The sequence below is a fragment of the Streptomyces sp. KM273126 genome, assembly GCF_004337435.2.
Classification (GTDB): domain Bacteria; phylum Actinomycetota; class Actinomycetes; order Streptomycetales; family Streptomycetaceae; genus Streptomyces; species Streptomyces acidicola.
In genome coordinates this window covers 3,696,641-3,718,130 of the sequence record NZ_SJXB02000001.1, presented here as the reverse complement: position 1 = coordinate 3,718,130, position 21,490 = coordinate 3,696,641, and the positions used below count along the sequence as shown (strand labels likewise).

Annotated in this window: 20 protein-coding genes, 1 pseudogene and 1 riboswitch; of the genes and pseudogenes, 9 read left to right on the top strand and 12 right to left on the bottom strand. The window is 70.0% G+C overall.

Annotated elements, in window-relative coordinates; translation table 11 throughout:
* Positions 1-85 precede the first annotated feature (85 nt).
* The 3 genes from E0500_RS16105 to E0500_RS16095 all read left to right on the top strand — a co-directional run bounded on the left by E0500_RS16105 (position 86) and on the right by E0500_RS16095 (position 4,334).
* Positions 86-589 carry a GNAT family N-acetyltransferase gene (locus tag E0500_RS16105; RefSeq protein ID WP_131564633.1) on the top strand — a complete coding sequence of 168 codons (504 nt, stop codon included), beginning with the start codon at positions 86-88 and terminating at the stop codon, positions 587-589.
* 35 nt (positions 590-624) lie between these two features.
* Positions 625-766, top strand: a riboswitch (cobalamin riboswitch).
* A gap of 197 nt (positions 767-963) precedes the next feature.
* Positions 964-3,318, top strand: coding sequence for a ribonucleoside-diphosphate reductase subunit alpha (locus E0500_RS16100; RefSeq protein ID WP_399120207.1), 2,355 nt, complete (start codon positions 964-966; stop codon positions 3,316-3,318).
* Positions 3,318-4,334 carry a ribonucleotide-diphosphate reductase subunit beta gene (locus E0500_RS16095; RefSeq protein WP_131564637.1) on the top strand — a complete coding sequence of 339 codons (1,017 nt, stop codon included), beginning with the start codon at positions 3,318-3,320 and terminating at the stop codon, positions 4,332-4,334. Before E0500_RS16100 ends, E0500_RS16095 begins: the two co-directional genes overlap by 1 nt.
* On the opposite strand, the gene E0500_RS16090 is transcribed toward E0500_RS16095, so the two are convergent.
* On the bottom strand, positions 4,238-4,498 hold the full coding sequence (locus tag E0500_RS16090) for a hypothetical protein (RefSeq protein WP_131564639.1): 261 nt from the start codon (positions 4,496-4,498) through the stop codon (positions 4,238-4,240). The two genes, E0500_RS16095 and E0500_RS16090, sit on opposite strands and share 97 nt — an antisense overlap.
* Before the next feature lie 93 nt (positions 4,499-4,591).
* On the opposite strand from E0500_RS16090, the gene E0500_RS16085 reads away from it, so the two are divergent.
* A complete protein-coding gene (locus E0500_RS16085) occupies positions 4,592-5,554 on the top strand; it encodes a GlxA family transcriptional regulator (RefSeq protein WP_131564641.1) in 963 nt (320 codons plus the stop codon).
* Positions 5,555-5,572: 18 nt separating this feature from the next.
* Here the strand turns inward: E0500_RS16085 and def are convergent, their stop codons facing one another.
* The 6 genes from def to E0500_RS16055 form a co-directional block, all read right to left on the bottom strand.
* A complete protein-coding gene (def, locus tag E0500_RS16080) occupies positions 5,573-6,223 on the bottom strand; it encodes a peptide deformylase (RefSeq protein WP_131564643.1) in 651 nt (216 codons plus the stop codon).
* A 180-nt stretch (positions 6,224-6,403) separates the two neighbouring features.
* Positions 6,404-7,384, bottom strand: a complete 981-nt coding sequence (locus tag E0500_RS16075) for a hypothetical protein (protein ID WP_131564645.1) — start codon at positions 7,382-7,384, stop codon at positions 6,404-6,406.
* A gap of 397 nt (positions 7,385-7,781) precedes the next feature.
* The gene (locus E0500_RS16070; protein WP_309505071.1) at positions 7,782-9,023 is read right to left on the bottom strand and encodes an HD domain-containing protein; all 1,242 of its coding nucleotides are present in this window, start codon (positions 9,021-9,023) and stop codon (positions 7,782-7,784) included.
* Entirely contained in the window at positions 9,020-10,354 is a 1,335-nt protein-coding gene (locus E0500_RS16065; protein ID WP_131564647.1) for an HD-GYP domain-containing protein, read from the bottom strand. Before E0500_RS16065 ends, E0500_RS16070 begins: the two co-directional genes overlap by 4 nt.
* A gap of 158 nt (positions 10,355-10,512) precedes the next feature.
* Entirely contained in the window at positions 10,513-10,902 is a 390-nt protein-coding gene (locus E0500_RS16060) for a roadblock/LC7 domain-containing protein (RefSeq protein ID WP_131564649.1), read from the bottom strand.
* Between the two features lie 1,480 nt (positions 10,903-12,382).
* Complete coding sequence (locus E0500_RS16055; protein WP_399119276.1) at positions 12,383-12,748, bottom strand: hypothetical protein; 366 nt, start codon at positions 12,746-12,748, stop codon at positions 12,383-12,385.
* Positions 12,749-12,911: 163 nt separating this feature from the next.
* Between E0500_RS16055 and E0500_RS16050 the strand changes: the two genes are divergently transcribed.
* On the top strand, positions 12,912-13,277 hold the full coding sequence (locus E0500_RS16050) for a hypothetical protein (RefSeq protein WP_131564653.1): 366 nt from the start codon (positions 12,912-12,914) through the stop codon (positions 13,275-13,277).
* A gap of 121 nt (positions 13,278-13,398) precedes the next feature.
* On the opposite strand, the gene rsrA is transcribed toward E0500_RS16050, so the two are convergent.
* The 5 genes and pseudogenes from rsrA to E0500_RS43865 all read right to left on the bottom strand — a co-directional run.
* Positions 13,399-13,701, bottom strand: coding sequence for a mycothiol system anti-sigma-R factor (gene rsrA, locus E0500_RS16045; RefSeq protein WP_131564655.1), 303 nt, complete (start codon positions 13,699-13,701; stop codon positions 13,399-13,401).
* A complete protein-coding gene (gene sigR / locus E0500_RS16040; RefSeq protein WP_309505070.1) occupies positions 13,698-14,381 on the bottom strand; it encodes an RNA polymerase sigma factor SigR in 684 nt (227 codons plus the stop codon). Before sigR ends, rsrA begins: the two co-directional genes overlap by 4 nt.
* A gap of 280 nt (positions 14,382-14,661) precedes the next feature.
* Positions 14,662-15,321: an alpha/beta family hydrolase gene (locus E0500_RS16035; RefSeq protein ID WP_309505069.1), complete on the bottom strand. Its 660-nt coding sequence runs from the start codon at positions 15,319-15,321 to the stop codon at positions 14,662-14,664.
* 25 nt (positions 15,322-15,346) lie between these two features.
* Entirely contained in the window at positions 15,347-16,162 is an 816-nt protein-coding gene (locus tag E0500_RS16030; RefSeq protein ID WP_131564659.1) for an SOS response-associated peptidase, read from the bottom strand.
* 35 nt (positions 16,163-16,197) lie between these two features.
* A pseudogene (locus tag E0500_RS43865) lies at positions 16,198-16,476 on the bottom strand (hypothetical protein); the annotation flags it as partial.
* A gap of 164 nt (positions 16,477-16,640) precedes the next feature.
* Between E0500_RS43865 and E0500_RS16025 the strand changes: the two are divergent.
* The 4 genes from E0500_RS16025 (at position 16,641) to E0500_RS16010 (ending at position 21,387) form a co-directional block, all read left to right on the top strand.
* Positions 16,641-17,885 (top strand): sugar ABC transporter substrate-binding protein, encoded by a 1,245-nt coding sequence (locus E0500_RS16025; protein WP_131564660.1) that lies wholly within the window; start codon positions 16,641-16,643, stop codon positions 17,883-17,885.
* 328 nt (positions 17,886-18,213) lie between these two features.
* On the top strand, positions 18,214-19,197 hold the full coding sequence (locus E0500_RS16020) for a sugar ABC transporter permease (protein WP_309505068.1): 984 nt from the start codon (positions 18,214-18,216) through the stop codon (positions 19,195-19,197).
* Positions 19,194-20,063 (top strand): carbohydrate ABC transporter permease, encoded by an 870-nt coding sequence (locus E0500_RS16015; protein ID WP_131564664.1) that lies wholly within the window; start codon positions 19,194-19,196, stop codon positions 20,061-20,063. The genes E0500_RS16020 and E0500_RS16015 overlap by 4 nt, the downstream gene beginning before the upstream one ends.
* Before the next feature lie 121 nt (positions 20,064-20,184).
* Entirely contained in the window at positions 20,185-21,387 is a 1,203-nt protein-coding gene (locus tag E0500_RS16010) for a glycoside hydrolase family 1 protein (protein ID WP_131564666.1), read from the top strand.
* The last annotated feature ends 103 nt before the right edge of the window (positions 21,388-21,490 follow it).

Sequence of the window (21,490 nt, the reverse complement as noted above, 5' to 3'; positions counted from 1 at the left end):
GCACCACATCCGTCGGCACCACGTCCGTCGGCACCCACGCGAAATCCGCAGGCCGCTGTCGCACCCGTCCGGCACACTCCCCACCATGGACATCACGATCAGGCAGGCGCGACCCGACGAGTACGAGGCCATCGGGGAGATCACCGCACAGGCGTACCTGGGCGACGGTCTGCTCGACTTCGGAGAGAGCGACGAGTACCTCGGCGAGCTGCGGGACGTGGCCAAGCGGGCCGCCGCGGCCGAGGTGTTCGTCGCCGTCGGGGACGGCCGGGTGCTCGGCGCGGTGACCTTCGTACCGGCCGGCGGGCCCATGGCCGACATCGCGCGGCCCGGGGAGGCGGAGATACGGATGCTCGCGGTGGCCGGTGAGGCCCGGGGCCGGGGTGCCGGGGAGGCGCTCGTCCGTACCTGCGTCGAGCGGGCGCGGGCCACGCCCGGCTGCGTCCGCATGGTCCTGTCCACGCAGCGCTCCATGCACGCGGCCCACCGGATCTACGAACGCCTGGGTTTCACCCGCACCCCCGACCGCGACTGGAACCCGCTCCCGCACCTCGACATCGCTCTCCTGACCTATGAATTGACGTTCTGACACCGCCACGACACAACATGTGGGGGTGCTTCAGCAGCCCGGCACAAGATGTATGCTCGTGCTCGCTGTCGCCGCAGGGGAATCCGGTGCGAATCCGGAACTGTCCCGCAACGGTGTACTTGCGTGTGTTCGCACGCATGGTCAGTCCGAGGACCTGCCGACAGTGCACCCGGCCGTCCGGTCCGGGTGCCCGACGTCCGGGCCTCGTGGAATGGGCCGGTGGACGCGACGCCGTGTGCGCTCGTGAGCTGCCCCCTGCCCTCCGCAAGGCCCCGTGCCGAGCGAGGGAGTGCCCCCACGTGACCATCGCGCCAGCCGACCCGGTTTCAGCGACCGAGGTAGCCGAGGAAGCCGAGTCGACCGCGGCAAGCAGGGTGATCGCGGCAACCGAGGTGATCGAGGCGACCACGGCGGAGTCCGACGGCCCCGGAACCGCGTTGCTGCGGACCCTGACCGAGCTGACCGCAGACCTCCCCGACGCCGACCCCGGACGGGTCGCCGCCGCCGCGCTGCGCGGCCGGTCCGCGCACGCCGACGAGACGGAGCTGCGCGGGCTGGCCACCGAGGCGGCGGCCGGTCTCATCTCGGAGGACCCGGCGTACTCGAAGCTGGCCGCCCGGCTGCTGACGATCGGTATCGCGGCCGAGGCAGCCTCGCAGGGCGTCACGTCGTTCTCCGGGTCCGTCGCCGTGGGCCACCGCGAGGGTCTCATCGCGGACCGCACCGCCGCGTTCGTAAGGCTGCACACGGCCCGCCTCGACGCGCTCGTCGACCCGGCCGCCGACGACCGCTTCGGCTACTTCGGGCTGCGTACGCTGCACAGCCGGTACCTGCTCCGGCACCCGATCACCCGCAAGGTCGTCGAGACGCCCCAGTACTTCATGCTGCGCGTCGCCGCCGGTCTCGCCGAGGACGACACCCCCCGGTCCGTGGACGAGGTCGCCGCGCTCTACGGGCTCATGAGCCGTCTCGACTACCTGCCGTCCTCCCCCACGCTCTTCAACTCCGGTACCCGGCACGCACAGATGTCGTCCTGCTACCTCCTCGACTCCCCGAAGGACGAGCTGGACTCCATCTACGACCGCTACCAGCAGGTCGCCCGGCTGTCGAAGCACGCGGGCGGCATCGGCATCGCGTACTCCCGCATCCGTTCCCGCGGTTCACTGATCCGCGGCACGAACGGGCACTCCAACGGCATCGTCCCGTTCCTGAAGACCCTCGACGCCTCGGTCGCCGCCGTGAACCAGGGCGGCCGGCGCAAGGGCGCGGCCGCGGTCTACCTGGAGACCTGGCACTCGGACATCGAGGAGTTCCTGGAGCTGCGGGACAACACGGGCGAGGACGCCCGCCGCACCCACAACCTGAACCTCGCGCACTGGATCCCGGACGAGTTCATGCGCCGGGTGAACGAGGACGGCGTCTGGTCCCTGTTCTCCCCCGCCGACGTGCCCGAGCTCGTGGACCTGTGGGGCGAGGAGTTCGACGCCGCGTACCGGAAGGCGGAGGCGGCTGGGCTCGCCAGGAAGACCATTCCGGCCCGCGACCTGTACGGCCGGATGATGCGCACCCTCGCTCAGACCGGCAACGGCTGGATGACCTTCAAGGACGCCGCCAACCGCACGGCCAACCAGACGGCCGAGCCCGGCCACGTCGTCCACTCCTCGAACCTGTGCACCGAGATCCTGGAGGTCACGGACGACGGGGAGACGGCGGTCTGCAACCTGGGGTCCGTCAACCTCGGTGCGTTCGTCGACCGGACGACCGGCGACATCGACTGGGAGCGGCTCGACGCCACCGTCCGCACGGCAGTCACCTTCCTCGACCGCGTCGTCGACATCAACTTCTACCCGACCGAGCAGGCGGCCCGCTCGAACGCCAGGTGGCGGCCCGTCGGCCTGGGCGCGATGGGCCTCCAGGACGTCTTCTTCCAACTGCGCCTGCCCTTCGACTCGCCCGAGGCCAAGGCCCTGTCCACCCGTATCGCCGAGCGCATCATGCTCGCCGCGTACGAGACCTCCGCCGACCTCGCCGAACGCAGCGGTTCGCTGCCCGCCTGGGAGAAGACGCGCACCGCCCGGGGCGTCCTGCACCCCGACCACTATGACGTGCGACTGACCTGGCCGGACCGCTGGTCGGCGCTGCGCGAGCGGATCGCGGCGACGGGCCTGCGCAACTCCCTCCTCCTCGCGATCGCCCCCACCGCCACCATCGCCTCGATCGCGGGCGTGTACGAGTGCATCGAGCCGCAGGTCTCCAACCTGTTCAAGCGCGAGACGCTGTCGGGCGAATTCCTCCAGGTCAACTCGTACCTGGTGAACGACCTGAAGCAGTTCGGCGTCTGGGACGACCGCACCCGCGAGGCGCTGCGCGAGTCGGGCGGCTCGGTGCAGGACTTCGGCTGGATCCCGGACGACGTACGCGCCCTGTACCGCACGGCCTGGGAGATCCCGCAGCGCGGCCTGATCGACATGGCCGCCGCCCGCACCCCGTTCCTGGATCAGTCCCAGTCCCTGAACCTGTTCTTGGAGACACCGACCATCGGCAAGCTCTCCTCGATGTACGCCTACGCCTGGAAGTCGGGCCTGAAAACCACGTACTACCTGCGCTCCCGCCCGGCGACCCGCATCGCCCGCGCCGCCCAAGCCACCGTTCCCGTGCAGCAGGCGACCTCCCAGGAGGCCGTCGCCTGCTCCCTGGAAAACCCCGAGTCCTGCGAGGCCTGCCAGTAATGACGACCACCCGTAACGCCAATCTCCTCGACCCGGGCTTCGAGCTGACCCTGCGCCCCATGCGCTATCCCGACTTCTACGAGCGCTACCGGGACGCCATCAAGAACACCTGGACGGTGGAGGAGGTCGACCTTCACTCGGACGTGGCCGATCTCGCGAAGCTCACGCCCGCCGAGCAGCACCTCATCGGCCGTCTGGTGGCCTTCTTCGCGACGGGCGACTCGATCGTGGCGAACAACCTGGTGCTGACGCTGTACAAGCACATCAACTCGCCCGAGGCACGCCTGTATCTGAGCAGGCAGCTGTTCGAGGAGGCCGTCCACGTCCAGTTCTATCTGACGCTGCTGGACACCTATCTGCCGGACCCGGAGGACCGCGCGGCGGCCTTCGCGGCCGTCGAGAACATCCCGTCCATCCGGGAGAAGGCCGAGTTCTGCTTCACGTGGATGGACTCGGTGGAGAAGCTCGATCAGCTTCAGAGCAAGGCCGACCGGCGCCGGTTCCTGCTCAATCTGATCTGCTTCGCCGCGTGTATCGAGGGACTGTTCTTCTACGGGGCGTTCGCATACGTCTACTGGTTCCGCAGCCGGGGTCTGCTGCACGGACTGGCCACCGGCACCAACTGGGTGTTCCGGGACGAGACGATGCACATGAGCTTCGCCTTCGATGTCGTGGACACCGTCCGCAAGGAGGAGCCGGACCTCTTCGACGACGAGCTTCAGCAGCAGGTGACGGACATGCTGCGGGGGGCCGTCGAGGCCGAGCTGCAGTTCGCGCGCGACCTGTGCGGTGACGGCCTCCCGGGGATGAACACCGACTCGATGCGGCAGTATCTGGAGTGCGTGGCCGACCAGCGTCTGACGCGCCTCGGCTTCGCTCCGGTGTACGGCTCCGAGAACCCCTTCTCGTTCATGGAGCTTCAGGGAGTCCAGGAGCTGACCAACTTCTTCGAGCGGCGGCCCTCGGCGTACCAGGTCGCGGTGGAGGGTTCGGTCGGCTTCGACGAGGACTTCTGATCCTCGGCCGGCTCCGCACGCCGGTTCTCCTGCTCGGCCTCCCTGAGCTGACGGTCGATGCGCCGCTCGCGCACGATTCCGATCGCCGAGGGGAGGACGAGCAGGACGAACATTCCGAGGACGGTCAGCATTCCGGTGAGGGCTTCCGCGTGTGTCGTATCCATGGACACCACTGTGGCGCCGGATACTCCTTACCGTGAGTGGCAGGACTGCCGCACACCCTCGAATTCCTGCCACGCCTGCGGCACACTGGCAGCATGCTGAAGAACGTGGCCGTCGTCCTGCTCGACGGGGTGCATCCCTTCGAACTCGGTGTGGTGAGCGAGGTGTTCGGCCTCGACCGCAGTGACGAGGGGCTGCCGGTGTACGACTTCGCGGTGGCCTCGGCGGAGGGGCCGACGCTCCGCACGCCCGCCGGGTTCACGATCGGTACGTCGTACGGGCTGGAGCGGCTGGAGGCGGCCGACCTGATCGCCGTACCCGCCGGGGAGGGCTATGTACGGCGGGACTATCCGGCCGAGCTCCTCGACGCGCTGCGGCGCGCCACGGACCGTGGGGCGCGGGTGCTGAGCGTGTGCTCCGGAGTCTTCATGCTGGGCGCGGCGGGGCTGCTGGACGGGCGCCGCTGCGCGGTGCACTGGCGGCACGCGGAGGAACTGGCCCGGCAGTACCCGCGGGCGATCGTCGAGCCGGATGTGCTGTACGTGGACGCGGACCCGGTGATCACCTCGGCCGGCACCGCCGCCGGGATCGACGCCTGTCTCCATCTGGTCCGCAAGGAGCAGGGCCCTCAGGTCGCCAACGCCATCGCCCGCCGCATGGTGGTGCCCCCGCACCGGGACGGCGGTCAGGCCCAGTACGTCGACCGGCCGCTGCCGCGGTCGCGGTGCGACACGGTGGGCGAGGTGCTGGTGTGGATGGAGGAGCACCTCGACGAGGAGGTGACCGTGGAGCAGCTCGCCGCCCGCGCCCATATGTCGCCGCGCACCTTCGCCCGCCGCTTCCAGCAGGAGACCGGCACCACGCCGTACCGCTGGATGCTGCGCCAACGGGTGCTGCAGGCCCAGCGGTTGCTGGAGGCGACGGACGAGACGATGGACGCGATCGCGGACCGCACCGGCTTCGGCACGGCGGCCGCGCTGCGGCATCAGTTCGTACGGTCCCTGGGGACGACCCCGCAGGCGTACCGGCGCACGTTCAGAGGGCCGGAGGCCGCCTGAGCGTGCGCCGAGGGTGTCTCAGTCGTTCGGGACGACCGGGTACCGCGGCTCGTTCTCGGCCATCTGCCGCAGCGCGTCCTTGCGCTCGCGCTTGGAGAGCCGGTCGATGTAGAGGTAGCCGTACAGGTGGTCCGTCTCGTGCTGGAGGCAGCGCGCGAAGTAGCCGGTGCCGCGCACCTTGATCGGGTTGCCCTTCTCGTCCTGCCCGGTGACCTCGGCGTAGTCGGGGCGGGCGAGCGGCGCGTACGCGGTCGGCACGGACAGGCAGCCCTCGTTGCTGTCGTCCAGCCGGCGCTTCTCGGCGGGCAGGTCGACGAGCTTGGGGTTGCAGACCACGCCGACGTGCCGGGCGCCCTCGTCGTCCATGCAGTCGTACACGAAGACCTTCAGGTCGACGCCGATCTGGTTGGCGGCCAGGCCCACGCCCTCGGCGGTGCGCTGGCTGGTGAACATGTCGTCGACCAGCCCCGCGAGCTCGTCGTCGAACTCGGTGACGTCCTTGCACTCCTTGTGCAGCACCGGGTTCCCGACGACGGTGATCGGACGCGAGGTGCCGCGCTCGCGGTACGCCTGCTCGCGCTCCTCGCAGTCCTCCGTGTCGATGACGAAGCCCTCGTCGTCCACGGGGAGCACGCCCGCGTGCTGCTGATCGGTGTCCTGCTGCGCCATGACCGACGTAAGCCTTCCTGGGTTCTCAAGAAAAGGTGCGGGTACAGCGTACGGGGACCGCGCCCCGTCAGGGGCGCGGCCCTTAGGGGCGCGGGACCTTGACATCTTGCGGCTCCGCCGCGTGGGCGCGACCAGCCACACACGACCCGCACTTAAAAACGACCGAAGTCACAACGGCGCTCAGCAAACCTCTTCCAGGTCCCGCCAGTCCCGAGAATCCGGACTGTCCGCAACCCACCCGTCCAGCAACCCCCGCACCAACGAAGCCGGCGCAGCAACCCCGCACTCGCGCTCGGGCGCCCACAGCTGCCCGTCCGTGCGGTGGCCCAGCGGGCCGGGGTGGCCGGGCTCGCTGTGATCGTGCGGGTCGAGATGGTCGCCGTCGCCCTCGTCGGACGGCATGCGCGACTCCGAGCACAGCCGGCACAGCAGCCGCACGGAGGACGACCAGTCCTCCGCGGCGAAGCCGGCGTCGGCGGCGAGCTGCTCCAGGGCGTCCCGGTCGTCCTCGGTCGCGGCCTCCAGGAGCACCACCCATGTGGGCACCGGTGAGGGCGCCCACAGCTCGATCTCGTCGAACACCGGGTACGCGTGCCCGGCGGCGGTGGTCCGCTCGCCGTGCGGCACCCCGTCGTGCAGGACGACCTCGCCCCAGCGGCGGCCGGAGGACGGCAGTGGAATGGAGAGGACCTCGATCCGGGCGGGGTCCAGCCGGCGCCCCCACACGACCTCGGCCTCGCCCTCCGGCGACAGCCGCACCGCGGCGCTGCCCAGCTCCATGCCGACGGGCTCACTGGAGGCGCCGGGGCCACCGGGCACCCGCAGCCCGTACGCCTGCCAGGCCCGGCGGGCCAGCGGCCAGTCCTGCAGGGCGGTGGCGGCAATCCCGACGTTCCACCAGTCGGGCGCCCCGGTTTCCCGGTCGAGCAGCGCGACGGCCCTGAGGCCCGCGGCCCGTGCCTGCTCCCAGTCGTGCCGGAACTTGTGCAGCAGCGCGAGGTTGAACCAGGACTCGGACAGCCACGGCTCCAGGTCCGCGGCCCGCGTCAACAGCGCGCCCGCGTCCTCGTACCGCCCGTCACCGATCAGCGTGAACGCGCGGTCGGTGGCCTGCCGCCAGGAGGCGGAGGGCCGGTGCCGTCCCTTGCCGAAGATCCTCACGATTCCCGCCTGCCAGTTCCGTCCCGTTCGGTGGAGTGGGCTGGCTCTGTGCCCCCGGACACCCTCTCCCTCGCATCCAACCACGTACGGCTGGAAGGACGCTCATTACCCATGGGTTACCCAGCGCTGGCCTGGGTATGACCGCCCATCCCTCTCTCCTCACCCTCGCACCGTTTCTTCCTCTCCGAGGCGTTCGATCGGGTCCTCCGAGTGCTCAGGCCGGTAGCGCGCCCTAGGGGGCTTCTGACAGATCTCCGTGGAAGAAGGAGCGGCGTTCGGTGCGTGCTCTCGGCGTGCGGCGTGGAGGGTCATGTGGCGGAGCCACCTGTCCCTTCGCGCCGTGCGGCGAGAGCACGTGCGGGGCGTCGCGACGCCGCGGAGATCCGTCAGAAGCCCCCTAGGCGCCCCAGGGCGCCGCCGCGCTGCCCCGCTGGTTCAGCAGTACCCGGGCCAGTGACTCGACCACCTCGGGCTGGTAGTCGCGGGCGGTTGCCAGCCGCAGTTCCTCCAGCGCCCGCAGCGGTCCGCCCGGTCCGGCGTCGCGCGTCTTCTCCTCGTAGGCGTTCACGGCCCGTACGATCCGCGCGCTGACCGGCTGGTCCCGGTACGGGTCCGCCTGGCGCTCGACGACCACCGCGACCTCGGCGTCCACCCCGGTCTGCCGGACGACGGCACCGCCGAGCAGCGCGATCCGCCGCTGCTCCTCGGCGGGCAGGACGGCGGTGGCCCCGGCGGGGACGGGGTCGACCAGGGAGAGCTGCCCGATGTCGTGCATCAGGGCCGCGTGCTCCAGCACGGTCAGCTCCGGCCCGGACAGCCCGAGCTCCCGGCCCACGGCCCGGCTGAGCGCGGCCACGCGCCGGGCGTGGCCCGCGGGGGTGTACCCGGCGATCTCGGTGGCCCGCGCGAGGGAGGCGATGGTCTGCCGGTAGGTGGCGCGCACGCCCGCGTACCGCCGGAAGGAGAGCTGGGTGAGCAACAGCGGCAGCGAGAACACGGGCAGCGCCCACAGTCCGACGACGGCCACCGCGAGGGACATCACCACGCCGGTGGCGCACACGGCGGACCCGATGCCGAGCAGCGCCCGCAGCTCGTCGCGCAGCAGCGGGCTGAGCGGCCAGCCGGTGCGCGAGCGGGCCAGCACCGCGGCGAGCACGGCGTCGCACAGCACGGTGAGGACCAGCAGCGCGACGACGAGCAGCACATATGCGGGGCCGCTCCACTCCCGTAACGCTCCCCGGCTGCACAGGGGTTGGAAGCAGACGGCGGCGAAGGCGACCGTGAGGACGCGCCGGGCGAGGTGGTCGGCCGTCGGCCCCTGCCCCCGGGCGACATGCGGCACGCACCCGGCGAGCGCGGCCGCGACGACCACGGCGACGACCTGTGCCGTGCCGTGTTGTGTGGGTTCCCCGCCGTTCACCCCGAACAGCGCGTACGCGAGCGCCCCGGCGGCTCCGAGCGGTGCCGACTCCCGCCCTTCGGTACCGCGCCACCGGGAGAGCTCGCCCACGGCGACGAGCAGCCCGAAGGCGAGGGCCGCTCCGGGTTCTTCGAGCCCCTGCCAGAGGGTGCGGGCGAGGCCGGTGACGGCGACGAGGGCGGCGGTTCCGTGGACGAGGACGACGATCGGGTGTCTCACGAGCCGGCCTCCGCACGCAGGGGCTCGCTCTGTGGCGGGACGTTTCCGCGCTGATCGTCGCCGTCCGCGGTGACCGCCGGACGCCAGCCGTGCCGCCCGAGTGCCCGTACGAGCGCCTCGACCATCTCCGGATCGAACTGCGTCCCCGCGCACCGCTCCAGCTCCTCCAGCGCGTCCGCGACCGGGCGGGCCCGCCGGTAGCACCGGGTCGACGTCATCGCGTCGAAGGCGTCGGCGACCGCCACCACCCGTGCGCATTCAGGGATCTGAGTGCCCGTCAGGCCGTACGGGTACCCGCTGCCGTCCAGTCGTTCGTGGTGGTGCAGGATCGCCGACCGGGCCTCTCCGAGGAACCCGATCCCCCGCACCATCTCGTGCCCGTACTCGGGATGCAGTTCGATGACCCGCCGTTCCTCGGGGGTCAGTGGCCCGTTCTTGCGCAACAGCCGGGTGGGGACGCCGAGTTTGCCCACGTCGTGCAGGATCCCGGCGAAGCGGAGCACCTCGACCCGTGCGTCGTCCATGCCGAGTTCACAGGCGATCATCATGGACGCCTGGCCGACCCGTTCACTGTGGCCGCGCGTGTACCCGTCCTTGATGTCGACGGCCTGCACCAGGGCGCGGATGGTGGCCTGGTGGGCCGCCCGCTCCCGGTGGTACTGCTCGAACACCCAGCAGGACACGTGCATCGGCAGCAGCACGAGCAGCGCGGCGACCGGCCCGTAGTGACTGCGCCACAGCACCGCCATCATCAGCCCGGCGAGACCGTGCACGGCGACGGGAGCGAGGGACCGCAGGAAGAGCCCGCGCCAGGCGTTCCGTACGGGCACCCGCTCGGCCAGGGCCAGGATCCCGCCGTCGAGGGCGGTCAGGACCGCGCAGAACACCAGGACGGCGGCGCCCACGGGCACCAGCGCGTCCGGGAAGTCGGGCTGGGCGACCGCGTCCCGGCCGGCCAGCGCCCAGTGCACCCGGGACGCCGCCCAGACGGCGAGGCCGAGCCGGGCCGCCCGCCACACGCGCCTCAGCCCTCGCGGCCGCTGCTCGACCCGCGCGAGGAGCGCACCCGGAACCGCCACGAGCGCGGCGGCCGCGGGCGGCAACAGGAAGGCCCCGGCCAGCAGGACGGGGAAGAACGTACCCATGCCCCTGGGCGCGTGGCGCCCGAGAAGACGACACCGGGCGAGTTGCTCGCACCCGGCGTACAGCGCCGCGAGCAGCCCCACGGCCCACCACGGAACGTGAACGTCCGGCACGGGAGTGAGGCAGACCAGAGCACCTGCGACGACACAGGCGACGTACACACGTGCCCATGCCGGAACCGACCCCATCGTGCTCCTCCCCTTTTCCGGCTCCGGAGCCTAGGGCGGGGCGGGGCACATGGGGGCGGCTATGGCCGGAATCGGCGGGTACACGCGACGCGCATTACCCCGTCCGGGTGATCGGACGCTCCGATGCTCGTACGTACGTCCGGGGTGGGAACGGTGGTTCAGTGGGCGACGTCGGAGGCGAGCACCTTGTTGAGCTGCTCCACCGTGGCCGGCGACTCGCGCTGGAACGCGGCCAGGTCGAGGCCGTCGTCGCCCTTGACGGTGAGCAGGGCACGGTCACCGACGGCCACGACGATGACGTGGCCCGAGCCGCAGCGGGCGACCACCTCACGGAGCGCGCCGACGCCGGTGGTGTCGGCCATACGGCGGCTGACGCCGAGGGTCGCGGCGGCGAGGGCGGCGACGGACTCCGGGTGGACCGTGTCGGAGTCCGCGACGACCAGGAGGCCGTCCACTGTGGACAGGACGCTCTCGGAGACCCCCATCACCCGTTCACGCAGCGAGGTCAGAATGCCGTTCAGGGATTCGGGCGGTGGGATTTCGGACATTTAAGGTGCTCCTTGTTCCCGGCATATGCCGGTACTGGTATGGTCCAAACGGAACTCGACGGAGTCAGTCGGACTCCGGGAGGGCCCGCAGCGCCGCACGGACACGTTGCAGCGTTTCGACAGGTGGTTGGTCGGCTGCCAGCTCTTCGGCCGACAGCATCGAAAAAAGGGCATGCGCGGGTAGGGGCACCGGCGCAGCCGGGGTCTTGGCCTCCGGCCGAGGGCTCCCGGGAGCCGGTACAGCACGGCGGCGGGGCAGCGGTCGGCGTACCGGTAACGCTGTCCGTGCGGGTAAGGAACCGAGGTCGGCGTCCGGCGTGGGGGGTGCGTCCGTCGACGCTTCTTCTTGGTTCTGTTCTTCTTCGTTCTGTGGTGGCGCGGCTTCTTTGGTCCGTGGTGGCGCGACTTCGTTGTTCTGTGGCGTCGCGGCTTCTTTTTGGTCCTGCGCGGCTTGGTCCTGTGCGAATTGGTCCTGCGCCGCTTGGTCTTGTGCGACCTGGTTCTGTCCGGCTCGGTCCTGCGCGGCCCCGGCCTCTTCCCGGTCCTTGGGGGCCTTGGCCTCTCTGCGTTTGCGTGTGGGTGCTCGCTGGGATCGGGCGCCCGTGGTGCGCTGCCGGGCCTTCGCCGCCCGGTCGTCGTCTGGACTCAACTCCCACCCCTCGGTCCGGCGTCGTGCCCGGGGGATCCGCCCCGGGGCCTGCGTTTCGGCAGGGGCACCACCTTCGGCGCCGGGGCGTCGGTGGGCGGGGGCGTCCGTGATGTGCGGGGGCGGTGCTCGGCCGGCTGTCGGGGGCGGCCCTGGTGTCCCACCGGACGAGGTGGAGCGCCTCCAGGCGGATGAGGTCCAGCATGACGGCGTACAGTCCGCGCCCCAGCGCGAAGGCCAGGTCCCGTGGTGTACGGCGCCCGTTGACGTGGTCGAGGACGTCCTGGTGCCGGCGCGTGAGCCGGACGCCGGGCCGGCGGGGGCCCGAACCCGTCACAGCCACGGGACGTACACGAGTCAATTCACCCGGGGCACCCCAGGAACGGGACAGCAGCGCCACACGCCGGGAGGTCTCCTCGGTCAGTTGCTGCGGCTCGACGCCCGGCTCGGTGACGAGCGCGGGCTCGCGATCGCTCAACTCCCAGCTTCCCGGGGGACTCAGGGCCATGGCGAACGCGCCGTCGAACACGGCCGCGGCGCAGACGACCTCCAGTTCGGCGGCACCGATCAGCCCGGCCGCCACGAGGTGTCCGCCCAACCGGTCCACGTCCGGTTCCGTGGCGCACGCGGCCAGCCAGGCCTCGTCATCGATCCGGCCCGAGGTGAGCAGCGCCGACGTGACGGTCGGTGCGCCCGGCGTCTCGATCGCGCCCACCAGCCCGTTCCGCAGGTGGATCGTTCCTCCCGGGTGGCCCGAGACACGTACCGTTCCGCTGAAGCCCTCGTCGCGGAGCCCCAGCAGAAGCGCGGGCACATTGCGTGCCGCGTGCGCCGTCACGCCAGCACCTCTCCGACCCGGTCGCCCAGACTCCGCAGCGCCAGCGCCACATTGACCCGGTCCCGGTCGAGTCCCGCCGACAGCAGCAGAGGATCACCCGTCGGCCGCACCACGGTGAAGAGCACCTGCTGGCGCTTCGTGCTGGTCGTGACCACGCTCTCCAACTCCCCCTCGGCCCCCGCCGCCCCCAGTCGTTCGGCGATGAGCGTGGCGAGTTCGGAGGCATCCGTCCCGTCCCCCGCCTCGGCGATGTCCCCCGCGACGCCGTAGGTCAGGCCGGTGACCGCGTCGACGAGAGCGACGCCGGTGACCCCGGGGGAATCGAGGAGCCGGTCCAGGGAAGCGTGGAGTGCCGTCGTCATTTCCCCCATTCCCCCTCCAACTTTCTTCGTCGCACAGTACTTTGAGCGTCACCTTCCACAACTTCACCAAAGTTGACGCGTTTTGACCCCAGGGTCGCACACATTCGATCGTAGATGGCCGGACAGTCACCGGTCAGCAGCACTGAGGAATTGAGGCAAGATCATGAACATCGAGACCGCGCTCAAGGAAGCCATGGCCCTGGAGGGAGCGCTCGGCATCGCCCTCGTCGACTACGAAAGCGGCATGTCGCTGGGCACGCTCGGTGGTGGCCCGGGTCTCGACCTGGAACTCGCGGCGGCGGGAAACACCGAGGTCGTGCGCTCCAAAATGCGCACGCTGGCCTCGCTGGACATGAACGACGTCATTGAGGACATCCTGATCACGCTGGGCCAGCAGTACCACCTGATCCGGCCGCTCACCAGCAGCAAGGGAACGCTCTTCCTCTACCTGGCGCTCGACCGGTCCCGCAGCAACCTGGCCCTGGCCCGGCACGGCCTGAAGCGGATCGAGACCAGCCTGGACGTCTGACCGGGCGCGCCCGGCCCCGGACACACATCGTCGTCCACGGGGATCACCCCGGAACCACACGGGGATCACGCGAAGATCAGTAGGCCCGGAGTCCGGGAAGCCGGGACTCCGGGCCGGACGTTCACGACTCCTGCGGAGTCGCCGTCACGTCGTGTTCGGGCACGGCCTGCCCGGAACGGATCATGTCGATCCGCCCCATGACCTTGGCACGCAGATCGGTCGGCACGTCGTCCTGCCCGCAGCACCGCTTGACCAGCTTCTTCACGGCCTGCTCCAGCCCGTACTTCTCCAGGCACGGCGAGCATTCCTCGAAGTGGTGCTCGAACTTGGTGCAGTCGGCGTCGGGCATCTCACGGTCGAGGAACTCGTAGAGATGATCGAGGATCTCGCTGCAATCCGTCTCGTGCGGCTCTCCGCAGCTCATGAGCCCGAGCCTTTCGCTTCGTTCGACTCCCCGGCGCCGGCCGGGACCAGACCACGGTCACGGGCGTAGTCCTCCAGCATGCCGCGCAGTTGACGGCGGCCCCGGTGGAGGCGGGACATCACCGTACCGATGGGTGTCCCCATGATGTCCGCGATCTCCTTGTACGCAAAGCCCTCAACGTCCGCGAGGTAGACGGCGATGCGGAATTCCTCGGGGATCGCCTGCAGCGCTTCCTTGACGTCCGAGTCGGGCAGGTGGTCGAGCGCCTGCGACTCGGCGGAGCGCAGACCGGTCGACATGTGCGACTCGGCGCGCGCCAGCTGCCAGTCCTCGATCTCCTCGGCCGCGCTGCGCTGGGGTTCGCGCTGCTTCTTGCGGTACGAGTTGATGAAGGTGTTGGTCAGGATCCGGTACAGCCACGCCTTCAGGTTGGTGCCCTCACGGAACTGGTGGAAGGACGCGTACGCCTTCGCGTACGTCTCCTGCACCAGGTCCTCGGCGTCGGCGGGGTTGCGCGTCATGCGCAGCGCGGCCGAATACATCTGGTCGAGGAAGTCGAGCGCGTCCCGCTCGAAGCGCGCGCTGCGCTCGGCGGTCGTCTCCGTGCCGCCACCCCGGCCCTCGGGCTGCTCCGCCTGGCCGTTTTCGGTCCCTGCGTCGGTCCCAGTGACCGGACCCACCTCCTCCAGAGTCTGGGCAGGACCGAAACCGATCCCACTCGAATCGGAGAATAGACGACCTTCGGCCGGGACTGCTTGCACTTCCGTTCCACCTGCCGCCCGAACAGGGGTGGTCTTGGCCGCGTACAGCACCGTCCAGTCCAGGTCACTGGCGCTGCGACGGCTCGGGCAGATGGTCGAACCCATGCGGCGGACTCCCTCTCGTACGAACGGGTCAGCGCGTTTCCGCGCTGTCTGATCCGCACAACAGTCACCCGGGACCCGGCATTCCCGCCCGCCCTCACCGGAGTGACGCACTCCACTGTGTGACGGCGTCGGTGACGATCTCCAGCGCCCGGTCCTGACCCAGGGGCGCCCGCTTCGGCACGGCGAAGCCGTGATCGCCGTACGGCACCTCCACGAGCTGGTACGCGCCCTCGGGGAACTCCTCCGGCCGGCCGAACGGGTCGTTGCCGCCCTGCACCACCAGGGTGGGCACCCCGGCGCCGAGCAGTTCGTCGGCACGGGACTTCTCGGGCCTGCCCGGCGGGTGCAGCGGGAAGCTCAGCGCGAGGACGGCCGCGGCGCCGAGTTCCGTCGCCGTACGGCAGGCCACGCGGGCGCCGGCGCTCCGGCCGCCCGCGATCACGGGAAGCCCGGGCCCCGCCAGCGCGGGCCACAGGCCCCGCCAGCCCGTGTCCAGGGTCTTCGGGGCGGGCGCGACCTTCTTGCCCGCCACCCGCCAGGGCTGCTCGACGAGGGCGACGGTCACGCCGTGGCCGGGGAGGGTCCGGGCGAGTGCCTGGAGGTCGCGGGCCTCGATGCCGCCGCCGGCGCCGTGGCTGACGGCGAGGACGAGCCGTGCCTTCCCCGCCGTGCGCCAGGTGACCCGGGCCGTCCCGGCGTCCGTCTCGATCGTCTCGATGATCTCGGTCACATCAGAAGTCGCGTGGGAACTCACGTCAGAAGTCACCTCAGAAGTCACGTCAGAAAAGTGTGCCCTCCTCGGGCCCCTCCAGCTCCTTCAGCAGCTCCGGGCCGTTGTTGCGGACGTTGCTGACGGCGGTGGTCACGGGGTACGCCCGCATCATTCCGGCGGGCGGCGGGGTGAGCAGCTCGCGCACGTCGTCGAGGCCGGTGCGGGCCGGGTCCAGCCAGGCGTCCCAGCGGTCCGGGGTGAGCATCAGCGGCATCCGGGGGTGGATGTCGGCCAGGGCGTACGGGCCGTCGGCGGGCGCGACGGCGAGCGGGGTGCTCTCCGCCTCGGTCGTGATCACCGAGCAGGTGACCCACCACGCCTGCGGGTGCTCGTCCGGGAGCGTCCGGTCCCGCCAGAACTCGTACAGCCCGGCCATCGCGAACACCGAGCCGTCGGCGGGGAGCACGAAGTACGGCTGCTTGCGGGGCCGCTTCTTCTTGCCCTCGACCTCCAGGTCGCGCTCCTGCTTGCTGGTGACCCACTCGTAGTAGCCGTCGGCGGGCAGGATGCAGCGCCGGGCGGCGAAGGCACGGCGGTACGAGGGCTTCTCGTGGACGGTCTCGGCGCGGGCGTTGATCATGCGGGCGCCGCCCTCGGGCGTCTTGGACCAGGAGGGGACGAGGCCCCATTTCAGCCTGCGGAGCTGGCGGACCGGCCGCTTGTCCTCGACGTCCTTGAGAGGGCGGTCGAGGACCGCGTAGACCTCCTTGGTGGGAGCCACGTTGTAGTCGGGCGCCAGCGTCTCCTCGGGCTCCCACTTCTCGACCTCGAAGATTCCTGCGAGATCCTCTGGCCTACGGCTCGCCGAATACCGTCCGCACATCTCCAACCACCCCTCCGATCTGCGAGAACGCTAGATCATGCCGCATCGGCCGGCACCAAGTCGTCAAGTCTGGGGTGACGTGCCCGTACGTGTCCGCCGTTTTCTCGATGCCCTCGTGCCCGAGTAACCGGGACACGTTCAAGGGTGGCAGACCGCGGGAAGTCCCCGTCCCGCGAGCCGAGCATCCTGGAGGCGCCGTCGCGGAGCATCGCGAACAGGATACCGACGCGGTGGCGGGCCGGGCGGAGCGGAGCCCGGATGTGGGTCGTGCCGCGGGCACGGCACTTGTCGTGGTGGGGGCGGGAGACGGGGTCGCGCGACCGGGGTAAATCGCCGCATAGCTTCCACAAACCTTCGGCCAGTCCGTTACGAGAGCGTGACCAGCACCCCACTTGCCAGCCTTTCGCCGCGTGCCACAAGGTTCTGTATGCGCTTACAGACAGCGCATACATTCGGCCATGCTCAAGGAGGAGCACCCATGCACCGCGCCGCCAGAACCACCTCGCTCGCCCTTGTGGTGGCGTCCGCTCTCACCCTCACCGCGTGCGGTGGCTCGGGGAAGACGGACGTGGGTGCCGACGACAAGCAGACCCTGACCGTCTGGGCCATGGGCACGGAGGGCGAGAAGCTCGCCGACGTGGCCAAGGTGTACGAAAAGGCCCACCCCAGCATCACCGTCAAGGTGACCCCGGTCGGCTGGGACGTGGCGCACCAGAAGCTGGTCGCCGCGGCCGCCGCGCGCAAGCTCCCCGATGTGATGCAGATGGGTTCGACCTACCTGGGCGAGTTCGCCGACATGGGCGCTCTGGAGCCGGTCGACACCAAGGTCTTCAAGGAGGGTGACTTCTTCCCGGCCGCCTGGGATCAGGGGATCTACGACGGCAAGTCCTATGGAGTGCCCTGGTACGTCGACACCCGCGTCCTGTACTACCGCACCGACCTGGCGAAGAAGGCCGGTCTGGGCGGCGCCCCGGGCACCATGGCGGACCTGCAGAAAGCGGCCGGGGCCTATGGCGACAAGGCCGGCGCCAAGTGGGGGCTGTCGATCCAGCCGAGCGGGCTGGACGCCGTGCAGAGCTTCTACCCCTTCCTGTTCTCGGCGGGCGGCGCCGTCCTCGACGACAGCGGCAAGCCCGTCGTCAACAGCACCGCCGCCGTCAAGGCACTGGAGAACTACGGCAGTTACTACAGCAAGGGACTCAGCGACAAGACGTTCCGGCCCGGCTACGACGTCACCAAGGACTTCAACACCGGAGCCGTGCCGATGTTCTTCAGCGGACCGTGGATAGTGGGCCTGCTCAACGACAACTACCCCGACATCAAGGGCAAGTGGGCCGTCGCCCCCGTACCGGCGGACAAGGCATCGGTCTCGTTCGCTGGCGGATCCAGCCTCGCGATCTCCGCGGACAGTCCGCACAAGGCCGCCGCCGAGAACTTCATCACCTACCTCACCGACGCCAAGGGCCAGGCCGACTGGTACGAGCGCACCAAGGACCTGCCCGCCAACACCCAGGCATGGGACGGCGGTGAGCTCGCCACCGACGCGAACCTGGCGGTGTTCCGGAAGCAGATGGAAACCGCCAAGGCACTGCCCACCCACCCCAAGCTCACCGAGATCACCTCCAAGCTCGACGAGGCCATCGGGTCGGTCACCCAGGGCAAGTCCTCCGCGAAGGCGGCCCTGGACAAGGCGCAGTCCTCGATCGAGAGCCTGGCGGGATAGTCCGGATGCCTCTCTTGAACCCTCCCCCAGCTGAAGCAGGGGGATTCCTGGCTCAGGAAGCCCCACAGACCAGCGGCCTGAAAGGTCTTACTCCCTCAACACCAGCCGGGACGGAACCTGCCCGGTTTGTTGAACAAAGCCCGGCAGTGCCGTCTTGGTTCTCGATCGGCACAGTATGCGCGCTTGGTTCTCGCAACGCACGAAAGGCACCTTACCCGATCGTATGGCGGTCTTTCGCCCTGGAGGCGAAACTCCGTTCCCTGCCCTGCTACGCAGGAGTTCGATTCCTCCCCCGCCTCCCGGCGGAGGCCTCCTCGAAGGAGACCAGGTGATCGGATCGGCCGCGGGTGACGCTGCCGTCTCGAAGACCCGGCGGTCCGGCGGTGCACAGCCGCCGGCCGCGGGATCGCGGCGGCACGGCCGACGTCGTTCGCGGGGCCGACACACGCTGCACGGGTGGCTGTTCTCCACCCCCTTCCTGGTGCTGTTCGGCGTGTTCATGCTCTTCCCGATCGTGGCGACGCTCTGGATGAGCTTCACCGACTTCGGGGTACGCGACGTCAGGCAGCCCCTGGAGGCACAGTTCGTCGGCCTGGACAACTACACCAAGCTGTTCGACGACGACACCTTCCACACGGCCCTGTTCAACACCGCCTACTTCGTCGTGGTCGGCGTACCGCTGACCATCGTGCTCGGCCTGCTGGTGGCGCTGTTGCTGAACAACGGCATCGACCGGGCCCGCACCTTCTTCCGGGTCGGCTTCTACGCTCCCGTCGTCACCTCCATCGTGGCGGTCGCCGTCGTCTGGCGGTTCGTGCTCAACCCGACGGACGGCCTGATCGCCGGCCTGGCCACCGAGCTCGGCACGAAGGCGCCGGACTTCCTCGGCTCCGAGACCTGGGCCATGCCGTCGCTGATCCTGCTCGCCGTCTGGCGCAACCTGGGCACCGTCATGGTGCTGTTCATCGCCGGCCTGCAGGCGATCCCCACCGACGTGCGGGAGGCCGCGCGGCTGGACGGCGCCGGCGGCTGGCAGGAGCTGTGGCGCATCACCGTGCCGCTGCTGCGGCCGACCATGCTGTACGCCACCGTCATCACCACCATCGGCTACCTCAACGTCTTCGAGGAGCCCTTCGTGATGACCCAGGGCGGCCCCGACAACGCCACCTTGACGGTGTCCCTGGACATGTACCGGGAGGGCTTCAACCTCTTCCACATGGGCTATGCGAGCGCCATGGCGTACGTCCTGTTCGTGGTGATCATGGGCATCACGGTGCTCCAGCTCCGACTGCTGAAGGACAACACCCGATGAGCGCCCCGACCGCCTCCGCACCGACCGGCCGACGCCGCGAGGGCCGCGTACGCCGACCCGTGCTGTACGTTCTCGCGTCGCTGGGCCTGCTGGTGATGGCGACGCCGTTCCTGTGGATGGCGCTGTCCGCCTTCAAGTCCAAGCAGGACCTGACGGCCAGCCCACCGGTGTGGATCCCGTCGAGCTGGACGCTGAGCAACTTCAGCGCGCTGCTGGACCAGCTGGACATGCCGCGCTACTTCGTGAACTCGCTGATCGTGGCCGTCATGGTGACCGTCTGCAATCTGCTGTTCTGCTCGATGCTCGGGTACGCGCTGGCGAAACTCGACTTCGCGGGCCGCTCCAAGGTCTTCGGCATCGTGCTCGCCGCGCTGATGGTGCCGGGCAACCTGCTGATCCTGCCGCTGTACGTGCTGATGAGCGGGCTGAACCTCATCGACACCTACGCCGGGCTCGTCCTGCCGTTCGCCGCGGGTGCCTTCGGTGTCTTCCTGATGCGGCAGTTCATGCAGACGGTGCCGGACGAACTGCTGGAGGCAGCCAGGATCGACGGCGCCGGCGAGTGGTACATCTTCTGGCGCATCGTGTTGCCCCTGGTCAGACCCGCCCTCGCCACATTGACGATCTTCACGTTCCTCGGCTCGTGGAACAACTTCGTCTGGCCGCTGGTCGCCACCAACGACCCGGGCAAGTACACGCTGCCGGTGGCACTCGCGACCTTCGCCAACGACCCCAACCGCACCGTCGCCGGCGGCAACGGCATGCTCATGGCCGGCTCCCTGCTGGTGGTACTGCCCGTCCTGGGCGTCTTCGCCCTTCTGCAACGCCACTTCACCCAGGGCATCGCCACCGCCGGCCTGAAGTAGCCCTTACGGCGCTGTCCTTGAGCGAACAGGCCGACCGTGCCACGCCCGCGCGTCCGGCCCGCCTCCACGATCACAACGACAGACGGCCCGCCCTCCACCATCACAAAGACAGAAACGGACGATGACCCACACCTCCCTCCCCTTCCCCGACGGCTTCCTGTGGGGCGCCTCCACCGCCGCCCACCAGATCGAGGGCAACAACGTCAACAGCGACTGGTGGCGCAAGGAACACGACCCGGCGGCCAAGATCGCGGAACCGAGCCTGGACGCCTGCGACAGCTACCACCGCTGGGAGCAGGACATGGATCTGCTCGCCCGCCTCGGCTTCACCGACTACCGCTTCAGCGTCGAGTGGGCACGCATCGAACCGGCCCCCGGCGCCTTCTCCCGCGCCGAGATCGCGCACTACCGCCGCATGGTGGAGGGCGCCCTGGCCCGCGGGCTGCGCCCCATGGTGACCCTGCACCACTTCACCGTGCCGCAGTGGTTCGAGGACCGCGGCGGCTGGACCGCCGACGGCGCCGTGGAGCTGTTCGCCCGGTACGTCGAGAACTGCGCGCCGATCATCGCCGACGGTGTCCGCCATGTGTGCACCATCAACGAGCCCAACATGATCGCCGTGATGGCGGGCCTCGCCAAGCGGGGCGAGCAGGGCTTCCCGCCCGCCGGACTGCCGTTCCCGGACGAGGAGACCACTGACGCGGTGATCGCCGCGCACCACGCCGCGGTCAAGGCGGTCCGGGCGGCCCACCCGGACATCCAGGTCGGCTGGACCATCGCCAACCAGGTCTACCAGGCCCTTCCCGGAGCCGAGGAAGCCACCGCCGCCTACCGCCGCCCCCGCGAGGACGTCTTCATCGAGGCCGCCCGTGGCGACGACTTCATCGGCGTCCAGTCCTACACCCGCACCAAGATCGGACCCGACGGCCCGATCCCTGCCCCCCAGGACGCCGAGCGCACGCTGACGCAGTGGGAGTACTACCCCGCCGCCGTGGGCCACGCCCTGCGCCACACCGCTGACATCATCGGCCCCGACATGCCGCTGATCGTCACCGAGAACGGCATCGCCACCGGCGACGACAGCCGCCGTGTCGACTACTACACCGGAGCACTCGCCGCGGTCGCCGCCGCCATCGAGGACGGCCTCGACGTCCGGGGCTACCTCGCCTGGAGCGCCCTCGACAACTACGAGTGGGGCTCTTTCGCCGCCACCTTCGGTCTCATCGCGGTCGACCGGGTCACCTTCGAGCGCACGCCCAGGCCGTCCGCCGTATGGCTCGGCGGCCTCGGCCGCACCCGCGAACTGCCGCGCACCGCCTCCTGAGACCCCCCGCCACCTCCCCGTCCCCCGTATGCGCGGGAGCCGGTGGGCCCTGACACCCACCGGCTCCCGCCCCGCCTCCTCCCCTCCCCTCCCTCCCCTCAGA